We start from the raw sequence: 21,165 nt of genomic DNA, 5'->3' as shown, positions 1-21,165 counted from the left end.
AGCCCGGAATCAAGAGAACCACCCGAACCACCAGAACCAAGAGGAAGCGGATGCCTGCCGACAGGTTGAGGAACGGCCGTCTTGGGAGCGTTGTCTCCGGAGCCGTGGGCTTGCTGCTGGTGGGCATGACCGCCGCACCCGCCCAGGCGGAGACCATTCGGGAGCAGCAGTGGTACCTCACGACCATGAAGGCCGACCAGATGTGGCGGACGAGCACGGGTAAGGGCATCACAGTCGCGGTCATCGACTCGGGCGTTGACGGCAACATTCCTGATCTGGAGGGACAGGTGCTTCCCGGCCTGGACGAGGCGCCGCAGTCGTCGGGGGACGAACACACGAGCTTCGACGGTCACGGGACCACGATGGGCCTTCTCATCGCGGGCACCGGCAAGGCGAACGGCGGTAGCGGAACCTTCGGTCTCGCACCGGGCGCCAAGATCCTGCCCGTCCGCGTACCGGACCACACCGTTGAGTTCAGCAAAGTAGCGAGCCGGGGAATCCGGTACGCCGTCGACTCCGGCGCTCGGATCATCAACATTTCCCTGGCCGCGCCCGTGGGATCGGATGAACTCACCGCCGCCGTGAAGTACGCCCTGAACAAGGGAGCCCTGATCTTCGCCGGATCCGGTAATGACGGCACCTCGGAAGTCGAATACCCCGCAGGGACTCCCGGAGTGGTGGCGGTGGGCGCCGTAGGCCGTGGTCTCCGTAAGACGAAGGAATCCCAGTACGGTCCACAGATCGACATCGCGGCCCCCGGCGACGAGATGTACCACGCCTGCCCGAACGGCAAGGACCTCTGCCGCTCCCATGGCACCAGCGACGCAACCGCCCTCGCCTCCGCCAGCGCCGCCCTCATCTGGTCCAAGCACCCGAACTGGACCAACAACCAGGTCCTCCGCGTCATGCTCAACACCGCCGGCGCCCCCACGGACGGCGCCAAGCGCAACGACTCCATCGGCTACGGCATCGTGCGGCCGCGCATCGCCCTGCAGAACCCCGGTGATCCCGGGCCGGCCAATGCCTACCCGCTGCCGGACTTCTCAGCCACATCCTCCGCGTCGCCCTCTTCCGACACTGCCGGTTCCAAGGACTCCGCCTCGCAGGCGAAGGACGGCAAAGCGGCGACCGAAGCTTCCTCCGACAAGGGCGGAAGCGACACTCTGTGGGTCGCACTGGGCATAGGAGCTGCGGTACTCATCGGCGGAGTTGTTGCGGCTGTTGCCACGAGGAAGCGTCGCCACTGAGAAGCACGAGTGCGGTTGCTAGCCTGGCAGGCGCACGCCAACCGAGGTGTAACGGGGAGAGAGAGTTTATGTCCGAGTCGGCAGGAGATCGGCACATGGCGCACGGCCATGCCGTACACCCGGTGGGTATGCGGCTCAATCACCTGCAGGACATCCCGGGCGGTGGCGGGCCCGACCTCGCGCACTCTCCGGACGAGAAGAAGGCCGCAGCGGACACTCTCCGCAAGGACATCGAACCAGATACCAAAAAGGCCGGGCAGCAGGCGGACGACGAGACGGGCGCCGTGGTGAAGGCGTTCGATGCGAAGGACGGACACGGCTGGCTCACGTCCACTGCCGTGAGCAAGGCGCACAAGATCTGGGGCGAACAGGTCCAGAACTTTCTGAACCGGCTGGCGGGGGATGAATCGGCCCTCCGGAACAACAACACCGTGTTGACCGGAACGGACACAGGAGTGGCCGGTACGGCGCGCAAGGTATCCGTGTTCGACACGTACTCACCGCCGCCGAAGCACTGACAGACAGCCGAGCTGTCTCGTACGCCACCGAATTCACTGCTTCCAACGGGGACCCATGCCGACCTACCACGAGATCCTGACGACCGACCTGTCCACGCTCACCACGGCCGCCGAACGCTGGGACGACATGGCAAAGGACTTCAACAAGCAGGAGACCGCGTACCGGCGGGACGTCCACGGCATCACGTTGCGCCCGACGTTCGCGGGGGAGAGCCAGCAGGCCGCCAACGCGCGCTTCGGTGTCAGGCTCACGGAGTTCCAGAGCGCCCAGACCGAGGCCAAGGCGATCGCCTCGCTCCTGCGTGATGCGCACACCCAGTTCGTGGACCTGCGCAAGAAGCTGGAGTCGGCCCGGGACGACGCCATCGCCAAAGGCATGAAGGTGTCGGACCAGGGCGTGGTCTCGTACGACACCGGGAAGCTCAGTCAGGGCGAGAAGCAGGAACTGGCGCACGACCCCGACTCCCAGGAGAGCGTCCGTAAGTCCGTCGCCTCCTGGCAGGCCCGCATCGACCAGTGCGTGAAGGACGTGGACGACGCCGACAAGGGCGTCGAGGTCGCGTTCGCCGCCGTCGTGAAGGGCCCCGACATGGGCGACGGCACGGTCCCCGGCTTCAACGGCAAGGCGCAGGGCGACATCGAGAAGTACGAGGCCCAGGAGGCGGACGACATCGCCCGGCGAGTCGCACACGGTGACAAGGTCTCCGCCGCCGACCTCGCCGAGCTGCGCCGCGCCTTCCGGGACAACAAGGGCGACAAGGCGTTCAGCCAGACCTTCCTGCAAGGCCTGGGGCCGGACAACACGATCAAGTTCACCAACGAGCTGAACGATCTCGCCTACTCGTCCGACAAGAGCCACCAGAACGTGTACATGGACCTGCAGGGCGGGCTGGCCGACGCGGTCGCCAACGCCACGCAGGTGCCGGGCTCGGTCGCCGAGATGCCTCCGGGATCACCGAAGTTCAAGGCATGGCTGGACAGTGCCGACGGTGCCTTCTACCGCCAGTGGATGCAGGGGCTGGAGAAGTACGGCACAAAGAACTACGGCTCCACGTCGAATCCGCTGTACGGCTACCAGTCGGTCGTCGGCATGATGCAGCAGAGCGACACCAAGTACGACGACCAGTTCCTGTACCAGATGGGCGACGACATGATCGGCGCCGAGAAGAAGCATGCGGGCCTCTTCACCGGATGGGGAACGGGCCACGACGGCGTCCGTGCCGACGCCCTCGACGGGCTCCTCGCCGTAATGAGCAACAACCCCGATGCCGCGACTCACTTCTTCGATCCGGCCGGCAACGGCAGCGGCGCCGACCATGTCGGCAATGATCACCTGCACTACTTGCTCAACACTCGGGACTGGCCGAAGAACGTGCTCGACGACGCGGGCTTTGCGACCGTTGACGACCCCTTGAGTCGGACGGGACTGGGGGCGGCGCTCGAAGCCGCGGCAACGGGACATCTCCCCTTGAAAGACGGCCAGGATCCCTGGCCCAATATGCCGCACAGCGACGCCCAGGCACGTGTCATGCACAACGTCATCGAAGATCTCAAGCCGACCTCTGGTAACGACGCCACTGTGCCCGAGAACCTGCGCAAGCCCCTGGCGAACGCGCTGGCCCAGTACACGAACGACACGCACGAGATCCTGGGCGGCATGAGCGCGGACTACGTGAGCCACGCGACGGGGGACGGGTACTTCAACAGCGGGGGCACGGCGCACATGGCCGTGTCGGAGAAGGACCTGGTACAGGTCATGCGAGGGATGTCCGAGGACCCCGATGCTTACGCGACGCTGCACAAGGCCGAGGCCCGCTACATCAATGAGGAACTGAACAAGATACCGGCGGGCGAGACCGACTTCGAGAAGACCGGGCCGCTGGGCAAGGCGGGCGCTGCGCTCGGCGCGTATACAGCCATCCGGGAAGATGTGATCAACGATGAGCGTACGGACGGCTACAGCGCGGCCGACTGGAAGGCGAAGATCGCTTACCACATCATCGGCGGAGCCCTTACTCCTATGACGATTCCTACAGGGGGGGAAGGCAGCTTCCCAGTCGGTGACGCCCTCCAGCGAGGTGTGGACACATGGGCCTGGGAGTGGGACAACGACATGAAGGCGGGGGTGGACGCGAAAGCCGATGCCGAGGTCGCTGACAACTACCTCGACGCCAACAACCAGGCGGCCCTCATGGTCGATGGGTGGGCACACGGCCGCTCAGACATCGACCCCGACTCGACAGCCGGCAAGGACCGGATCGACGCGTTCAAAAACGCGATGCTCAACGGTCACGACAGGGGAGCGAACACGGCCGGGAAGTACCTCTGACCGAACCGCCTCCCAGCCCCACACTCCGTCAAGGGAAAACCATGCCTGAAGCACCCTCCCGCCGCTCGAGGCGGCGCCGTCTCGTCGTCATCACTGCCGCCGTCGCTGGTGCGACGGCGGTCGGCGGTGTCGCGACCTGGCTGCTTCTAGGCTCGGACGGGCACGCCGGGACATGCGACGACCTGCTCGGTGACAAGCGCCTGCACACGGCGTTGGGCAGCAGTTACCGCCCCGGGATGAGTTGTTCCGAACTCGGGTCAGCTGTCGAAAAGGCCACCGTGGGAGCCCAGCCGCACCGGCACTCGCTCCAGCAGGCGCAGACGATGAAGACTGTTCTGGTGACTGTCGACGAGAGCCTGGCCAAGAACGGCCAGCGCGTTGACGCCACACTCCGTACACCCCTCGCCGAATCCCTCGCGGACTACGCGCCGGACACCGCGTCGATCCTGGGTATCGGGGACGCCGATTACGCCGTGCATGGCCTTCCGGACAAGCCGGCCTGGGAGGACGCGGACGGCGTTCACATGGCGGTGACACGCAGCACGCTGCTCCGCGTCCTACGTGGCGTCTCGGAGGACCCCGCGGCCTACGCCACGGTGCGTGCGGCCTCGACCCGATACGCCGCCGAGCAGCTCGCCGCAGTGCCGCGTGGCGCCACCGGCTACAACCTCACCGTTCCGCCTGCGCGGAACTCGCGTATGTTCGGCTCTCTGGACGCCGTCGCCACCGGCGTCCGCCGTGACCTCGGCGAATCACAGGCGAAGGAATGGCAACGAGACGTCTTCGTGAAGGCGACGAAGCAGGCTTCCACACCACCTTCCTACGAAAAGGACCCTGTCGGGCACCTTGTCGACACATGGTGGAGCACCCTGCGCGCAGGAGGACTCAAGAACAGCTCGGACGTCTTTGAGCAGCAGAGCGCCGACATGGTGGATGCCTGGGGCAAGGCCCTGGGACTCACCGCCAGAGTCCAGAACTCGCTCCATGAAAATGCCCTGAACGACTCGTTCCATGCACGCTCCGATGCGCTTCGTGACCTTTCCTGACGTACCGAGCGAGCTGGCAGTATCAGGAATAGGAGGGGTCGAGCTGTCTCCCGATGACCTCGCCGCCATCGAAGTCCAGCCCCGGCCGAGCAGACTGCGGGGCGTTGGCGGTCCAGATAATCGGCCGACTTGCCCTCGGCCGCGGCTGGCCTCGTGATCCGTTTGAGCGGCCCAGGCGTACCTTCAACGATCTCACTTGGGCGCTATCGATCGGGGACGCTGCCCCTTCTCATGACCATCAACTGTGGTCCTGACAACACGCCTGCCAGTCGCACCGTGGGGCCAACAGAACGGTGTCGGCCCACCTGCGTGAGCTGACACCGTCCGTGACTTCAAACGTCGATACGGGCGACCTTGCGGCCCACCTTGAGGTACAGCTCGGCACCTTCGAGCGCCCCGACCTCGCTCACGACTGCGTCGAGAGTCTGCTGAACAGAAGCCTCCGCGAGCGGCGTCGGCCGCTGCTCTCCGTTCGACTCGCGGATCAGGCGGAGGCCCTTCTGTTGAGCCACACGTCGCACGGCGAAGATGCTGGGAGCGAAGTCCAACGTGCGGCTGATCAGCACACCGAGCGTGTCCCCGGCGTGATCCTTCAGGGAGATGAGGGGAGGTTCTGGGTGTCCCCGAAGGACCGCTTGGAGAAGCGTGCTGTGAACTCCGCGCGGGCGGCGGAGAGCGGCGTGATCACCACTGCCCAGGACTCGAACCTGCGGCCAGACGCGGGCCGGGACCAGCACGACGTCCAGCCAACCGGCCCGTGCGGGCAACGACACGGCCGTACGCCCCATCCAGGCCCCAGGGCACGATCACCCGAAACGCTCGGCCCACGCGGGCATACGCGCCGCCCCTCCGAACTGACTCGCCGTTCAGCTACGTCCAGCCGCGATCCAGCCAGCGTGCGGAGAACAACGGATGACAACAGGTGACGGAGCGTCAGATCATCCAGCCAAAATCCAGCCATGGGCACGCGAACGGGGTCGACCCGAATCTAGGCCGACCCCGCCTGACCTGGCGTTTTGCTAATTCGCCAGATCCACGGTAATGCGTGGCCTATACATTGAACCGGAACTCCATCACGTTCGTAGACACGCTCCTCAGCGCCGCTGAACTCCCCTACGACGCCCAGGGCCCTACTACACCTCGCCAGGGCTCGACAGCCATGAGCCGTCACCCGGCACACGACACCGCTCGGCTCCAGGGAAACGGACTGTCCTGCCGCTGAGCCGCAACCGTCCAGCGGTTCAGGCTGGAGTCTCATGGCGGCCTAAGTAATCGCCGCCCGGTGCGCTCCGCCAACGTTTCCTGCGAGACAGCCGCTCCGACGCCCCAAGATCAATGCACATCCAGTGCACAACCGCCCGGGAACTCCCGGGAAACCGCAGGTACATGCGGGAACTCCCACAGCACGCACTGGGGCCCTGACCAGGTAGTTTCGCCTGGTCAGCGCCCCAATGGCAGACGAGTCGGGCTGTACGCCGGGTTCAGTCCGGGCCGGAATGGACCAACGGAATCCGCAGCCGGCCGGCTTGCCTTGGCCAGCCGAACGGCAAAACCGACGTGCAACATCTCTATACGGGATGTGCCGGCACCGACGATTCCCCCTGGCCCTGACGCCCAGCAGCGCATGCCCCAGCCCCCATCCGAGCCGTACTCAAGTCCGGACAACCCGCAGAAGATCCACGTGGCCCTCCCCGAGGAGCCACCCGACGTGACGGCATCCGTTGCTGCCGCCCTCCTTGAGCTCCTTCACGCCATAAGCGCCGATCCCGACCGGCCACACCCCGAGCTCGAAGGACTCCAGGCAGGCAGGCCCGCTGGCTCTTCTCGCCCGTTCGAGGTACGACAGACCGCCACATAGCACCCGCATCACGCTGCACACCACAATCGCTGGGGGTCTGACCACACGTGATCCGCTTCGCCTTCGCCGGACGCTGTTCCACCGAGGACCTGCAAGACCCCGAGGCCTCCAGAAACTGGCAGCTCACCCGCGCCCGAGCCCTGATCGAACCCGCCGACGGCCGCATCGTCGCCGAGTACTTCGACATCGGCCACAGCCGCTCCCTGCCCTGGCAACGGCGCCCACGCGCCAACGACCTCCTCCAAGCACTCCGCGACCCCAACCGCGGATTCGACGCCGTCGTCATCGGAGAGCCACAACGCACCTTCTACGGCAACCAGTTCGGCAACACCTTCCCCGTCTTCGTCCACTTCCGCATCCCCCTGTGGGTCCCCGAGGTCGGCGGCCCCATCGACCCGGACAACGAGGCCCATGACCTCGTCATGTCCGTCTTCGGCGGCATGAGCAAGGGCGAACGCAACCGCATCAAGATCCGCGTCCGCACCGCCATGAGCTCCCAGGCCAAACTCCAGGGCCGCTACCTCGGGGGACGACCACCCTACGGCTACCGGATCACCGACGCCGGAATCCACCCCAACCCCGCCAAAGCAGCCACCGGACAGCAACTGCACAAACTCGAACCCGACCCCGAAACCGCACCCGTCGTGCTGCGCATCTTCACCCTGTACGTCGGCACCCCGTACGTCGACGGCATGAGCGACGAGGCCATCGCCCGCCGACTCGACAGCAACAACGTCCCCTGCCCCTCCGCCCACGACGCCGCCCGCAACCCACACCGCACGAAATCCGGATGGCAGGCCGGTGCGGTCAGAGCGATCCTCCACAACCCCCGCTACACCGGCCATGAGGTCTGGAACAAACAACGCAAGGAAGAACGCCTCCTCGACATCGACGACGTCACCCTCGGCCACCGCACCACCATGACCCACAACCACACCGACGAATGGATCTGGTCCAACGAACCCGCACACGAGCCGCTCATCACCAAGGAACTCTTCGAAGCCGCCCAACGAGCCCGGAGGCAACGCGCCCGCGCCTACCAGCGGCAGGAACGCCCCAACAGGCGAAGCGACCGGCGGGCCTACGTCCTGCGAGGCCGGGTGAAGTGCACGCTGTGCGGCCGGAAGATGCAGCCCTCTGCGATCCGCGACCGCGTCTACTACCGATGCGAGTACAAGGAACAGGAAGCAGCCCTCTACCCCGGCCTCGACCACCCGCGCACCATCAACCTGCGCGAAGACATCATCTGCCGGGCACTCGACACCTGGATCGCCCGCGCCTTCGCCCCGGGCCGGCTCACCGCCACCCTCACCGCGCTCAGCCACGCCAGCGCCGCAGCAAGCGCCACGCAGCCCCAGACCCCCGAGCAGGCCCAAGCCCGCCAGGCGATCAAGGAATGCGAGCGGCGCCTCGCCCGCTACAAGGCCGCCCTCGACACCGGAGCCGACCCAGCCGTCGTCACCCAGTGGATCAACGACGCCCAACGCGACAAAGAGGCGGCACAGAAGAAGCTCGACGCCCTCCCCGCCGTCACCCGGAAGAAGGAACCACCGCTCACCCCCGACCAGATCCGGAAGATTACTGAGAGACTCGGAGACATCGCACAACGCATCCAGACCGCCGACGCCGAGAAGAAGGAACCCCTCTACGAGGCCCTGGGCATCACGATCACGTACGACAACGCAACGAGGACCGCGACCGTAAGGTCGAGGCCCTCGATTCCGTATCGCTATAAGGAGTGTCCGAGGGGGGACTTGAACCCCCACGCCCGATAAAGGGCACTAGCACCTCAAGCTAGCGCGTCTGCCATTCCGCCACCCGGACTAGGTGTCTGCCGCCTTGCCGGGGGTGTTCCCCGCGGCGACATGGACAACAATACCAAGGTTTCGGAGCGCGTTTCACCTGCGTATCCGTCCCGTGGGGCGGCCCGGCACGAGCCGGGCCGCCTGGTCGGCGGACGTGTACGGAATGCATGATTCCGTGTACGTCGTGTGAGAGTCACGGCATGAGCTGGTACTCCGGGAAGTTCCCGGGCAGCCGCTCGCCCACAGGGCCCCGGGTGACGGCTCGCACCAGAAGATCGCCGCCGACGAAGGCACCGCGCCAGGACGCGCCGGAACCGCCGAACAGTTCGTCGCGGTCGCCCCGGGAGCGGGGGACGCCGTGACCGGTCTTGAAGGCGCGGATGTGCGGGGCGAGCCGGTCGTAGGTGGCCCGGTCGTCCGTGGCGAGGGTGGCGACCAGCGCGCCGTTGGACGCGTTCATGGCGGCCAGCAGCTCGGCCTCCGTGTCGACCAGGACGATCGTGTCGACCGGGCCGAAGGGCTCCGCGTGGTGCAGCGGGGAGGACGGCGGCGGGTTGAGGAGGGTCACCGGGTGGACGTAGGCGGAGGTGTCCTGGCCCGGTAGGAATCGCGTCTCGTCGGGGCGCCCCCGGTACAGCGGTACGGCGCCCCGGTCGACGGCCTCGGCGACCTGGTCGGTGAGCTCCTTGGCCTTAGCGGCGTTGATCAGCGGGCCGAAGTCGAGCTCGGGGAGCGGGTCGGCCGGGTCCGCCACCGCCAGGGGGTGGCCGACGCTGACGGAGCGGACCGCGGGAAGGTAGGCGGCCAGGAACGCGTCGAACAGGGAACGCTGCACGACGAAACGCGGGTAAGCGGTACAGCGCTGTTTTCCGTAGTCGAAGAGCTTGGGGATCATGGCGGTGAGCCGCTCCCAGCCGGAGAAGTCCCAGATGCCCCAGGTGTTCAGGCCCTCCTGTTCCAGGATGTGCGGTTTGCCGAGGCCGGCGACCGCCGTGGCGACGTCGGCTCCGGTGTCGCGGCCGCCGACGAAGGACACGCAGCCGATCTCCGGTGCCCGTACCAGTGCCCGGTTCAGCTCGCGGCCGCTGCCGCCGACCAGGGTGACCGGCACTCCCTCGCGGGCGGCCAGCGCCATGGCCAGGGTGAGGCATGCGACTCCGCCGTCGGTCGGGGTCTTGGCGATCACGGCGTTGCCGGCCAGGGCCTGCACGAGGGCGGCGTGCACGAGCACGCTCATCGGGTAGTTCCAGCTGGCGATGTTGGAGACCGGTCCCTCCAGCGGGGTCCGGCCGGCGAGCACGGGCTCGATGCCGTCGGCGTACCAGCGCACGCCGTCGATCGCCCGGTCGACGTCGGCGAGGGCGAGCCGCCAGGGCTTGCCGATCTCCCAGACGAGAAGCAGGGCGAGCAGCTCACGGTGTGCGGTGAACGCGTCCAGGGTGGCGGCGATCCGCGCCCGCCGTTCGGACAGCGGGATGTGCCGCCAGGCGCGGTGCTGGTCGAGGGCCGCTCGTACGGCCTGCTGGGCGGTGGCGCCGTCGAGCCGCGGGGCGCCGGCGATCGGGGTGCCGTCGACCGAGGTGGTCGCCGGGAGCGTCCGTCCGTCGGGCCGCCACTCCGCGCCCCAGAGGTTGAGGACGCGGTCGTCCCGGAAGGCCTCGGGCGCGGCGGCGAGACAGCGCCGCCAGGCGTCGGCGTAGGCCGTGCCGGGTTTCAGGAGCGCGGGGGTCGGGCCGGCCGGGCGCCCGGCCGGGTTCGGGGGCGGCGGGTTCGGGGTGAGGGTCGGTGTCATACGTCGGCTCCGCTCTCGGTGCACGGTCGGGGCGGGGTGGGCAAAGCTTCGGTGTGAGGAGGGGCGGTGCCGCGGGAGTCAGCCGGCGCCGAGGGTGTCCAGGACCAGCCGGGCCGTCTCGGTCGGCGTGCGGCCGACCCTGACTCCGGCCGCCTCGAGCGCCTCCTGCTTGGCGCGGGCGGTGCCGGACGAGCCGGAGACGATCGCGCCGGCGTGGCCCATGGTGCGGCCCTCGGGTGCGGTGAATCCGGCGATGTAGCCGACGACGGGCTTGGTGATGTGGTCGCGGATGTAGGCGGCGGCACGTTCCTCGGCGTTTCCGCCGATCTCCCCGATGAGGACGACGAGTTCGGTGTCGGGGTCGTCCTGGAAGGCGGCGAGGCAGTCGATGTGGCTGGTGCCGACGACGGGGTCGCCGCCGATGCCGACGCAGGTGGAGAAGCCGATGTCGCGGAGCTCGTACATGAGCTGGTACGTCAGCGTGCCCGACTTGGAGACCAGGCCGATGGGGCCGGGCTTGGTGATGTCGGCGGGGATGATGCCGGCGTTGGACTGGCCGGGGGTGATCAGGCCGGGGCAGTTGGGGCCGATGACACGGGTGCCGTTGCGGCGCGCGTACGCGGTGAAGGCGACCGTGTCGTGGACCGGGATGCCCTCGGTGATGACGACGGCGAGGGGGATGCGGGCGTCGGCGGCCTCGGTGACGGCGGCCTCGGCGAAGGCGGGCGGCACGAAGACGACGGTGACATCGGCGCCGGTCGACCGGATGCCGTCGGCGACCGAGCCGAAGACGGGGACGGCCCGCCCGTCGAAGTCGACGGTCTGCCCGGCCTTGCGCGGGTTGACCCCGCCGACGACGTTCGTGCCGGCCGCGAGCATGCGCCGGGTGTGCCGCATCCCCTGCCCCCCGGTCATGCCCTGGACGAGGACCTTGCTCTCCTTGGTGAGGTGGATGGCCATGTCCCGGCTCCTCAGGCGGCGTGGGCGAGTTCGGCGGCCCGGCGGGCGGCGCCGTCCATGGTGGTGGCCTGTTCGACGAGCGGATGGGCGCGCTCGCCGAGGATCGCGCGTCCGCGTGCGGCGTTGTTGCCGTCGAGGCGGACGACGAGCGGCTTGGTCGGCCGGACGGTGTCGACGGCGGCCACGATTCCCTCGGCCACCGCGTCGCAGGCGGTGATCCCGCCGAAGACGTTGACGAGGACGGACTTCACGGCCGGGTCGGAGAGGATCACGGACAGTCCGTCGGCCATCACCTGCGCGGAGGCCCCGCCGCCGATGTCGAGGAAGTTGGCGGGACGGGCGCCACAGCCGGCGACGACGTCCAGGGTCGACATGACCAGGCCCGCGCCGTTGCCGATGACCCCCACCTCTCCGTCGAGCCTGACGTAGGTGAGGCCGCGCTCGGCGGCGGCCGCCTCCAGCGGGTCCTGGTGCTCCTCGTCCCGCGCGCCCCAACGGGCCTGCCGGAAGCGGGCGTTGTCGTCCACGGTGACCTTGCCGTCCAGGGCGAGGATCCGCCCCTGGGCGGTGCGCACCAGCGGGTTGACCTCGACCAGCAGGGCGTCCTCGCGGACCAGTACCTGCCAAAGGCGTACGAGGACGTCGACGGTCTGCGGGGGCAGTCCGGCCGCGCTCGCGATCTCCCCCGCCTTGGCGGAGGTGACGCCCTCGGCCTGGTCGACCGGGATCCGCGCCACCGCCTCCGGCCGGGTCGCCGCGACCTCCTCGATCTCCATGCCGCCCTGGGCGGAGGCGATGGCGAGGAAACCGCCGGCGCTGCGGTCGAGGACGTAGGAGACGTAGAACTCCTCGGCGATGTCGACCGGTTCGGCGAGCAGCACCGTGCGGACCCGGTGGCCCTTGATGTCCATGCCGAGGATCTGGCGTGCGGTCAGCTCCGCCGCGGCGGGGTCGGCGGCGAACCTGACTCCGCCCGCCTTGCCGCGCCCGCCGGTCTTCACCTGGGCCTTGACCACGGCCGGGCCGCCGAGCCGGCGGGCGGTCCCGCGGGCCTGCTGGGGCGAGTCGGCGACCTCGGCCCGCGGCACGGGGATGCCGTGTTCCTCGAAGAGCTGCCGTGCCTGGTGTTCGTACAGGTCCATGCGTGGCTCCTGTCTGCGAGGCCGTCGTGAGTCCGCCCGGCACTGACCGAAAAGGGCCGGACTCCGATGACCGAAAAGTGTGTACGCCCCCTGGACACCACCCACCGGATGCGGGATAACAAGCTTCATACAGTATTCGTCGACTGTATGCAATCTACTGCATACAGCTCTCCGGCTGTCCGTATGCAGTGCACCGCGAGCCGCCCAACCCCTACGAAAGGGACAGGACTTCGCCATGCCCGACGACACCCAGGACGTGATCTCCGGTGGTCATCTCGTTGCCAAGGCGCTGAAGGCCGAGGGGGTCGACCGCATCTACACGTTGTGCGGCGGCCACATCATCGACATCTACGACGGTTGCGTCGACGAGGGCATAGAAGTCGTCGACGTACGCCACGAGCAGGTCGCCGCGCACGCCGCCGACGGCTACGCCCGCATCACCGGCAAGCCCGGCTGCGCGGTCGTCACCGCCGGCCCCGGCACGACCGACGCCGTCACCGGGGTCGCCAACGCCTTCCGCGCGGAGTCCCCGATGCTGCTGATCGGCGGCCAGGGCGCGCTCACCCAACACAAGATGGGATCTCTGCAGGACCTGCCGCACGTCGACATGATGACGCCGATCACCAAGTTCGCGGCGACCGTCCCGGACACCGCCCGCGCCGCCGACATGGTGTCGATGGCGTTCCGCGAGTGCTACCACGGTGCGCCCGGCCCGTCCTTCCTGGAGATCCCCCGCGATGTACTGGACGCCAAGGTGCCGGCCGACCAGGCACGAGTGCCCCGGCCCGGCGCCTACCGCGCCTCCACCCGCTCGGCCGGCGACCCCGAGGCGATCGAGAAGCTCGCCGACCTGCTGGTGCACGCCGAGAAGCCGGCGATCCTGCTGGGCAGTCAGGTGTGGACGACGCGGGGCACGGAGGCCGCCGTCGAGCTGGTGCGGACGCTGAACATCCCGGCGTACATGAACGGCGCGGGACGCGGCACGCTCCCGCCGGGCGACCCGCACCACTTCCAGCTCTCCCGCCGCTACGCCTTCGCGGGCGCCGATGTCATCGTGATCGTCGGCACGCCGTTCGACTTCCGCATGGGCTACGGCAAGCGTCTCTCCCCCGACGCCACGGTCGTCCAGATCGACCTGGACTACCGCACCGTGGGCAAGAACCGGGACGTCGACCTAGGCATCGTCGGCGACGCGGGGATGGTCCTGAAGTCCGTCACCGAGGCCGCCTCCGGACGCCTCAACGGCGGCGCGGCCAAGCGCAAGGAGTGGCTGGAGGAGCTGCGGGCGGCCGAGCAGGCGGCGCTGGAGAAGCGGTTGCCGCAGCTGAGGTCGCACTCCTCCCCCATCCACCCGTACCGGCTGGTCAGCGAGATCAACGACTTCCTCACCGAGGACTCGGTCTACATCGGTGACGGCGGCGACATCGTCACCTTCTCCGGGCAGGTCGTCCAGCCCAAGTCGCCCGGCCACTGGATGGATCCGGGCCCCCTCGGCACCCTCGGCGTCGGCATCCCCTTCGTACTCGCCGCCAAGCAGGCCCGCCCGGACAAGGAGGTCGTCGCCCTCTTCGGCGACGGCGCGTTCTCCCTGACCGGCTGGGACTTCGAGACCCTGGTCCGCTACGACCTCCCCTTCGTCGGGATCGTCGGCAACAACTCCTCGATGAACCAGATCCGTTACGGCCAGGCCGTCAAGTACGGCAAGGACCGCGAGCGGGTCGGCAACACCCTCGGCGACGTGCCGTACGACAAGTTCGCGCAGATGCTGGGCGGTTACGGCGAGGAGGTCCGCGACCCCGCCGGCATCGGCCCCGCACTGCGCCGGGCCCGCGAGTCGGGCAGGCCGTCCCTGATCAACGTCTGGGTCGACCCGGACGCCTACGCCCCCGGAACCATGAACCAGACCATGTACAAGTGAGGAGCGCCCGTCATGACCGCAACTCCGACCAGGGCTCTTGACGGCATCCGCGTCCTGGACATGACCCACGTCCAGTCCGGGCCCTCCGCCACCCAGCTGCTGGCCTGGCTCGGCGCCGACGTCGTCAAGCTGGAGGCACCCACCGGCGACATCACCCGCAAACAGCTGCGCGACCTGCCCGACGTGGACTCCCTCTACTTCACGATGCTCAACTGCAACAAGCGCAGCATCACCCTGAACACCAAGACCGAACGCGGCAAGGAGATCCTCACCGAACTCATCCGGCGCTCGGACGTCATGGTCGAGAACTTCGGCCCCGGTGCGGTCGACCGGATGGGGTTCACCTGGGACCGAATCAAGGAGATCAACCCGCGGATCGTCTACGCCTCCATCAAGGGCTTCGGCGAGGGCCCGTACACCAACTACAAGGCCTACGAGGTCGTCGCGCAGGCCATGGGCGGGTCGATGTCGACCACCGGCTTCGAGGACGGGCCACCGCTCGCCACCGGCGCCCAGATCGGGGACTCGGGCACCGGAGTGCACACAGTCGCCGGCATCCTCGCGGCGCTCTTCCAGCGCGAGCGCACCGGGCGCGGCCAGCGCGTCAACGTCGCCATGCAGCACGCCGTCCTCAACCTCTGCCGGGTCAAGCTCCGCGACCAGCAGCGCCTGGCGCGCGGGCCGCTCGCCGAATATCCCAACGACGACTTCGGCACCGAAGTTCCCAGGTCCGGCAACGCGTCCGGTGGCGGTCAGCCCGGCTGGGCGGTCAAGTGCGCACCCGGCGGCCCGAACGACTACGTGTACGTCATCGTCCAGCCCGTGGGCTGGCGGCCGATCACCGAGCTCATCGGCCGGCCCGAACTCGCCGACGACCCCGAGTGGGCGACCCCCGAGGTCCGGCTGCCGAAGCTGAACAAGATGTTCCAGCTGATCGAGGAGTGGTCGTCCGCCCTCCCCAAGTGGGAGGTGCTGGAGAAGCTGAACGCGCACAACATCCCGTGCGGGCCGATCCTGTCCACCAAGGAGATCATCGAGGACGCCTCGCTGGCCGCCAACGAGATGGTGGTGCGCGTCCCGCACCCCGAGCGCGGCGAGTTCGTGACCGTCGGCAGCCCGCTCAAGCTCTCCGACTCCCCCGTCGAGGTGACCGGTTCACCGCTGCTCGGCGAGCACAACGAAGAGGTCTACGTCGGCGAACTGGGCCTCGGTGACGAGGAGCTGCGCCTGCTGAAGTCGAACGGAGTGATCTGACGTGATGGCAGAGGATGGGGAACTGCGGGTGCGCGCGCTCCTCGACTCGGTGCGTGCCGAGGGCCGTACGGCACTCACCGCGCCCGAGGGCAAGGTGATCGCCGAGGCGTACGGGATCGCCGTACCGGGCGAGGAGTTGGCGACGGACGTGGACGAGGCGGTGGCCGCGGCGGCACGCTTCGGCGGGCCGGTGGTCATGAAGATCGTCTCGCCGGACATCCTGCACAAGACCGACGCCGGCGGTGTCGTGGTGGGCGTGGAGGGCGCGGCGGACGTACGGGCCGCGTTCTGCCGGATCGTGGAGAACGCCCGCGCGTACGACGCCGCTGCCCGGATCGAGGGCGTGCAGGTGCAGGAGCTGCTGCCGAAGGGACAGGAGGTCATCGTCGGCGCGGTCACCGACCCGACGTTCGGGAAGGTGGTGGCCTTCGGGCTCGGCGGGGTGCTGGTCGAGGTGCTGAAGGACGTGACGTTCCGGCTGGCGCCGGTCACGGCCGACGAGGCGCTGTCGATGCTGGACTCCATCCGGTCGGCGGAGATCCTGCGCGGGGTGCGCGGGCAGGCCGGCGTGGACCGGTGGGCGGTCGCCGAGCAGATCCGGCGGGTCTCCCAACTGGTGGCGGACTTCCCGGAGATCGCCGAGGTGGACCTCAACCCGGTGATCGCGACACCCGAGGGCGCGATGGCCGCCGACATCCGGGTGATCCTCGCCGGGAAGCAGCCGGTGGCGAGGAAGACGTACACCCGCGACGAGATCCTCGCGTCCATGCGCCGGCTGATGCAGCCGTCCTCCGTCGCCGTCATCGGGGCCTCCAACGAGGCGGGCAAGATCGGCAACTCGGTCATGCGCAATCTCGTCGACGGCGGTTTCTCCGGGGAGATCCATCCGGTGAACCCCAAGGCCGATGACATCCTGGGCCGCAAGGCGTACAAGAGTGTCACGGACGTTCCCGGTGAGGTGGATGTGGCCGTCTTCGCCATTCCCGCCAAGTTCGTGGCAGCCGCGCTGGAGGAGGTGGGACGGAAGAAGATCCCCAACGCCGTCCTCATCCCTTCCGGGTTCGCCGAGACCGGCGAGCACCAACTCCAGGCGGAGATCGTGGAGATCGCCGAGCGGCACGGGGTGCGCCTGCTCGGCCCGAACATCTACGGCTACTACTCCACCTGGCAGGACCTGTGCGCCACGTTCTGCACGCCGTACGACGTCAAGGGCGGGGTGGCGCTGACCTCGCAGTCCGGCGGCATCGGCATGGCCATCCTCGGCTTCGCCCGCACCACGAAGACGGGTGTGTCGGCGATCGTCGGCCTCGGCAACAAGTCGGACCTGGACGAGGACGACCTGCTGACCTGGTTCGGCGAGGACCCGCACACCGAGTGCATCGCCATGCACCTCGAAGACCTCAAGGACGGACGGGCGTTCGTGGCGGCGGCACGGGCGACCGTGCCCAAGAAGCCGGTGGTGGTGCTGAAGGCGGGCCGTACGGCGGCGGGCGCGAAGGCGGCCGGCTCGCACACGGGCGCGCTCGCGGGCGACGACGCGGTGTACGACGACGTCCTCAGGCAGGCGGGCGTCATCCGGGCACCGGGCCTGAACGACATGCTGGAGTACGCCCGCGCCCTGCCCGTCCTGCCCGCTCCCAAGGGCGACGACGTCGTGATCATCACCGGCGCGGGCGGCAGCGGCGTGCTGCTGTCGGACGCGGTGACCGACAACGGGCTGTCCCTGATGGAGATCCCGCCCGACCTGGACGAGGCGTTCCGCCGGTTCATCCCGCCGTTCGGCGCGGCCGGCAACCCGGTCGACATCACCGGGGGCGAGCCGCCGTCGACGTACGAGGCGACGATCCGGCTCGGCCTGGAGGACCCGCGGATCCATGCGCTGGTGCTCGGCTACTGGCACACCATCGTCACCCCGCCGATGGTGTTCGCGGAGCTGACGGCACGCGTGGTCGCCGAGTTCCGCGAGCGCGGGATCGAGAAGCCGGTCGTGGCGTCCCTCGCGGGGGACGTCGAGGTCGAGGAGGCCTGCCAGTACCTGTTCGAGCGGGGGGTGGTGGCGTACCCGTACACGACCGAGAAGCCGGTGGCCGTGCTCGGGGCGAAGTACCGCTGGGCGCGAGCGGCGGGGCTCCTGTGACGGCGGGGGCCCGCACGGCATCGGCCGGGGGTCCGGGGGCTGCCCCCCGGGCGAAACACGGTCCGCTGGGCGCGGGCGGCCGGACCGCTGGGGGGCGGTTCATGAGGTGAGTGACGCGGGGGCCGGCCGGCGGTGCGCGTCGGCCGGCCCCGGGACCCGAGCGCGCACGAAAGGCAATGGACAGGGGGCGCCGGCCAGAACTTTCGACGCAAGGGGTGCAAGCCGCGAGATGGAAACGATCGTTCCCCCCGCCTCCGTGCTGTGCAGGGAGGTGAGGGACCGCAGGGGCCGCGTGTACCGGGTCGGCGAGAGCGACGTCGAGCTGCTGGGCCGTGGCCGGATCTGGATGGTCGTCCTGCCCTGGGTGGGCATGGCGGGCATCAGCTGGGCGGCGTGCGCGTTCTTCGCGGCGCAGGCCGGTCTCCGTGCCGACCACCGGTGGGGCGGGGACCCGTACTGGCCGGCGGGCCTGTGGGCACTCGCCCAGGCGGCCGTCGCCCTCCCCGCCGGGCGGCTGCGGGAGAGCGGCCGGCTCCCCGCCCGTGCGGCCATGACAACCGGAGCGCTCGGCACCCTGGCCGGGTACCTGGCGCTCGCCCTCGCCCCGCAACTCGACGTGGCCCGGCTTGCCTTCGCGGTGTGCGCCGGTGCCGGGGCCGGGCTGGTGCACGCCACCTGTCTTACGCTGCCGGGCAGGTGGTGGCCGGAGCGCCGGGGCGGTCCCACGGCAGTGGTGGCGAGCGGGCTCGCCTTCGGGGCCGTACCGCTTCTCCTTCCTCCTGTCCTGGACGCCGACCCGCGGGTGCTGCTCGCGGTCGCGGGCGCCGGAGTGTCCCTGGCCTTGGCCGGCGCCGGCCGCATCTTCCGGGACCCGCCGCGGAACTGGTGGCCGCCGCGGCCCGACCCGCTGTCCCTGCCGGCCGATCCCGTCGCCCGGCGGGCACGCGAGAAGAACCCGCCCGCCGTACGCCACCACACCCTCCGGCAGGCGGGCAGGAGCCCGGTGTTGTGGCTGTTGTGGCTGTGTCTGCTGGGCGCGACCGGAGGCACCGTGCTGGGCATCGTCCTGCAGGAGCGGTACGCCCAACAGCTCGGCGTCCCCGCCGAGTTGCTGCGGTCGGTGACCGTCGCGGGTGTCGCCGCGGCGGCCGTGGCCGGTGCGCTGTCGGACCGCTCGGGGCGGCGTACCGCCCTGATGGCGGCCTGTCTGCTGCTGGGCACGGCACAGTTCGGCGTGCTGATCGCGGCCCGCACGGGCAGCGGTGCGCTGCTCCTCGGCTGTGCGGCGGCCACCGGGACCGCCGGCGCCACGGCCTTGGCGCTGGCCACCGCGCTGGCCGCGGACCTGTTCGGTGAGAACCACCACGCGAGCGTCCACGGACTGCTCACCGGCGCCTGGCTCCTGCCGGTCGCCGCCGGCTGCGGCACGGGGGCGGCCCGGTACGCCGCCCGGGACCCGCACGCCGCGTTCCTCCTGGCGGGCTGCACCGGGCTCGCCTGCGCCGCAGTGGCGCTGTTCCTCAGAGCTCCGGGCAGGCTCAGCGTCCGGCGCATCGTCCCCAATCCCCACCCCCTCGGCGAGGAGATGGCCTGACATGACGGCTGATCCCACAACAAGGAACACGCCGGCCGATCCCGGCGCGGCGAACCGCTCGTACCGCGAAGTCACCGACTCCCGGGGGCGGGTCTACCGCGTCGGCGAGACGGACCGCGACATACTCGGCCACTCGCGCAAGCTCATGGTGTACCTGCCGTGGATATCGATGATGGCCATCAGCGTCTCGGAGTACGCCTACGGCTCCGCCGAGGACACCCTGTCCAGCGCGCACGGCTGGACCCAGAGCAACACCTTCTGGATCCTCAGCGTCTGGGTGTTCTTCCAGGCCGGCATCGCCTTCCCGGCGGGCTGGCTGCGCGAGAAGGGCATCCTCACCGCACGCCGCGCGATGTACCTCGGCTCCGCGATGTGTCTGCTCGGCTTCCTGGCGCTGTCCCACCTGGACAACGTGTTCCTGGCGATCCTCGGTTTCGGTGTCGTCGGCGGTGTCGGCTCCGGGCTGATCTACGCGACCTGCATCAACATGGTCGGCAAGTGGTTCCCGGAGCGGCGCGGCGCGAAGACCGGCTTCGTCAACGGCGGCTTCGCGTACGGCTCGCTGCCGTTCATCTTCATCTTCAACTACGCCTTCGACACGGGCAATTACAACGAGGTGCTGGATCTGATCGGGGTCTACGTGCTGATCGTGGTCGCCGCGTGCGCGTGGTTCTTCAAGGACCCGCCGAAGAACTGGTGGCCGGCCGACGTCGACCCGCTGTCGTTCTCGGGGAACACCCGCAGCGCCGTGAGTCTGGCCAAGAATCCGCCCGCCGTACGGCAGTTCACCCCCATGGAGGCCATCCGGACCGGCATGCTGCCGCTGATGTGGATCACCGTGGTGATGACCGCCGGGGTGTCGATCTTCGGGATCTCCTTCCAGGTGGACTTCGCCAAGAAGATCGGCTTCGGGCCGCTGGTCGCCGCGTCGTCGATGGGCGTGATGGCCGTCATCAACGGCGTGGGGCGGGCCGCGGTCGGCTGGCTGTCGGACCGGTGGGGCCGCAAGACGACCCTGGTCTTCGTCATCGTGGTGCTCGGGCTCGCCCAGTTCGGCGTCATCTGGGCCGGTGACATGAAGAGCGAGTGGCTGTTCCTGTTCTTCGCCTTCCTCTCCGGCTTCGGCGGCGGCGCCTTCTATCCGATGTTCGCGGCGCTCACCCCGGACTACTTCGGCGAGAACTACAACGCCACCAACTACGGCCTCGTCTACAGCGGCAAGCTGGTCAGCGGCCTGTTCGGCGGCGGCCTCGGCTCCATGGTGGTCGGCGCCTGGGGCTACAACGGCGCCTACGCCCTGGCCGGCGGGGTGTCGATGGTGGCGGCGGCGATCGCCCTGCTGCTGCACCAGCCGGGCCGGGACAGCACCGGGCGGACCGAACGGACCGCCACGCCACCGAGGACGCAGCCGACGTCCTGAACAAGGCCGGCAGGGCTGGGCAAAGCGGCCCTGTGGATGTACACCGCCTCGACAGGGCTGCAACACCCCGGGGGTGTTGCAGCCCCTACGTCGTCGTCCCGTCAGGGCTTCAGCATCCGGAGGTGACCGCCGCCCCTGCCACGTT

14 protein-coding genes and 1 tRNA gene are annotated in these 21,165 nt (G+C 69.0%); 10 read left to right on the top strand and 5 right to left on the bottom strand.

All coding sequences use genetic code 11. From position 1 onward, the window contains the following. The first annotated feature begins 125 nt into the window (after positions 1 to 125). The 4 genes from mycP (at position 126) to ACWGJ5_RS22625 (ending at position 5,140) form a co-directional block, all read left to right on the top strand. Entirely contained in the window at positions 126 to 1,247 is a 1,122-nt protein-coding gene (gene mycP, locus ACWGJ5_RS22640; RefSeq protein ID WP_453311478.1) for a type VII secretion-associated serine protease mycosin, read from the top strand. A gap of 95 nt (positions 1,248 to 1,342) precedes the next feature. Beyond that, the gene (locus ACWGJ5_RS22635) at positions 1,343 to 1,765 is read left to right on the top strand and encodes a hypothetical protein (RefSeq protein ID WP_453311477.1); all 423 of its coding nucleotides are present in this window, start codon (positions 1,343 to 1,345) and stop codon (positions 1,763 to 1,765) included. 55 nt (positions 1,766 to 1,820) lie between these two features. Then, positions 1,821 to 4,094, top strand: coding sequence for a hypothetical protein (locus ACWGJ5_RS22630; protein WP_453311476.1), 2,274 nt, complete (start codon positions 1,821 to 1,823; stop codon positions 4,092 to 4,094). 41 nt (positions 4,095 to 4,135) lie between these two features. Continuing rightward, positions 4,136 to 5,140: a hypothetical protein gene (locus tag ACWGJ5_RS22625; protein ID WP_453311475.1), complete on the top strand. Its 1,005-nt coding sequence runs from the start codon at positions 4,136 to 4,138 to the stop codon at positions 5,138 to 5,140. 332 nt (positions 5,141 to 5,472) lie between these two features. On the opposite strand, the gene ACWGJ5_RS22620 is transcribed toward ACWGJ5_RS22625, so the two are convergent. Then, the gene (locus ACWGJ5_RS22620; protein ID WP_453311474.1) at positions 5,473 to 5,706 is read right to left on the bottom strand and encodes a hypothetical protein; all 234 of its coding nucleotides are present in this window, start codon (positions 5,704 to 5,706) and stop codon (positions 5,473 to 5,475) included. A gap of 1,339 nt (positions 5,707 to 7,045) precedes the next feature. Between ACWGJ5_RS22620 and ACWGJ5_RS22615 the strand changes: the two genes are divergently transcribed. Continuing rightward, positions 7,046 to 8,773: a recombinase family protein gene (locus ACWGJ5_RS22615; RefSeq protein ID WP_453311473.1), complete on the top strand. Its 1,728-nt coding sequence runs from the start codon at positions 7,046 to 7,048 to the stop codon at positions 8,771 to 8,773. Here ACWGJ5_RS22615 and ACWGJ5_RS22610 read toward each other — a convergent pair. The 4 genes from ACWGJ5_RS22610 to sucC all read right to left on the bottom strand — a co-directional run bounded on the left by ACWGJ5_RS22610 (position 8,738) and on the right by sucC (position 12,697). Beyond that, positions 8,738 to 8,822, bottom strand: a tRNA-Leu gene (locus ACWGJ5_RS22610). The genes ACWGJ5_RS22615 and ACWGJ5_RS22610 overlap by 36 nt on opposite strands. Positions 8,823 to 8,996: 174 nt before the next feature. After that, entirely contained in the window at positions 8,997 to 10,595 is a 1,599-nt protein-coding gene (locus ACWGJ5_RS22605; protein ID WP_453311472.1) for an aldehyde dehydrogenase family protein, read from the bottom strand. A gap of 78 nt (positions 10,596 to 10,673) precedes the next feature. Then, a complete protein-coding gene (gene sucD / locus ACWGJ5_RS22600) occupies positions 10,674 to 11,555 on the bottom strand; it encodes a succinate--CoA ligase subunit alpha (RefSeq protein WP_453311471.1) in 882 nt (293 codons plus the stop codon). An 11-nt stretch (positions 11,556 to 11,566) separates the two neighbouring features. Further along, positions 11,567 to 12,697, bottom strand: a complete 1,131-nt coding sequence (sucC, locus tag ACWGJ5_RS22595) for an ADP-forming succinate--CoA ligase subunit beta (RefSeq protein ID WP_453311470.1) — start codon at positions 12,695 to 12,697, stop codon at positions 11,567 to 11,569. Between the two features lie 235 nt (positions 12,698 to 12,932). Here sucC and ACWGJ5_RS22590 point away from each other — a divergent pair, with 235 nt between their 5' ends. The 5 genes from ACWGJ5_RS22590 to ACWGJ5_RS22570 all read left to right on the top strand — a co-directional run bounded on the left by ACWGJ5_RS22590 (position 12,933) and on the right by ACWGJ5_RS22570 (position 21,020). Next, positions 12,933 to 14,615 carry a thiamine pyrophosphate-binding protein gene (locus ACWGJ5_RS22590; RefSeq protein ID WP_453311469.1) on the top strand — a complete coding sequence of 561 codons (1,683 nt, stop codon included), beginning with the start codon at positions 12,933 to 12,935 and terminating at the stop codon, positions 14,613 to 14,615. Positions 14,616 to 14,627: 12 nt separating this feature from the next. Then, positions 14,628 to 15,869, top strand: coding sequence for a formyl-CoA transferase (gene frc, locus ACWGJ5_RS22585; protein ID WP_453311468.1), 1,242 nt, complete (start codon positions 14,628 to 14,630; stop codon positions 15,867 to 15,869). A 4-nt stretch (positions 15,870 to 15,873) separates the two neighbouring features. Further along, the gene (locus ACWGJ5_RS22580) at positions 15,874 to 18,006 is read left to right on the top strand and encodes an acetate--CoA ligase family protein (RefSeq protein WP_453311467.1); all 2,133 of its coding nucleotides are present in this window, start codon (positions 15,874 to 15,876) and stop codon (positions 18,004 to 18,006) included. A 271-nt stretch (positions 18,007 to 18,277) separates the two neighbouring features. After that, positions 18,278 to 19,600, top strand: coding sequence for an MFS transporter (locus ACWGJ5_RS22575; RefSeq protein WP_453311466.1), 1,323 nt, complete (start codon positions 18,278 to 18,280; stop codon positions 19,598 to 19,600). A 1-nt stretch (position 19,601) separates the two neighbouring features. Next, the gene (locus tag ACWGJ5_RS22570) at positions 19,602 to 21,020 is read left to right on the top strand and encodes an OFA family MFS transporter (protein WP_453311465.1); all 1,419 of its coding nucleotides are present in this window, start codon (positions 19,602 to 19,604) and stop codon (positions 21,018 to 21,020) included. Positions 21,021 to 21,165 lie beyond the last annotated feature (145 nt).

The sequence above is a fragment of the Streptomyces sp. NPDC054783 genome (assembly GCF_053611725.1).
The sequence above is the reverse complement of the archived record's forward strand: the minus strand, read 5'-3'. Positions and strand labels throughout refer to the sequence as shown.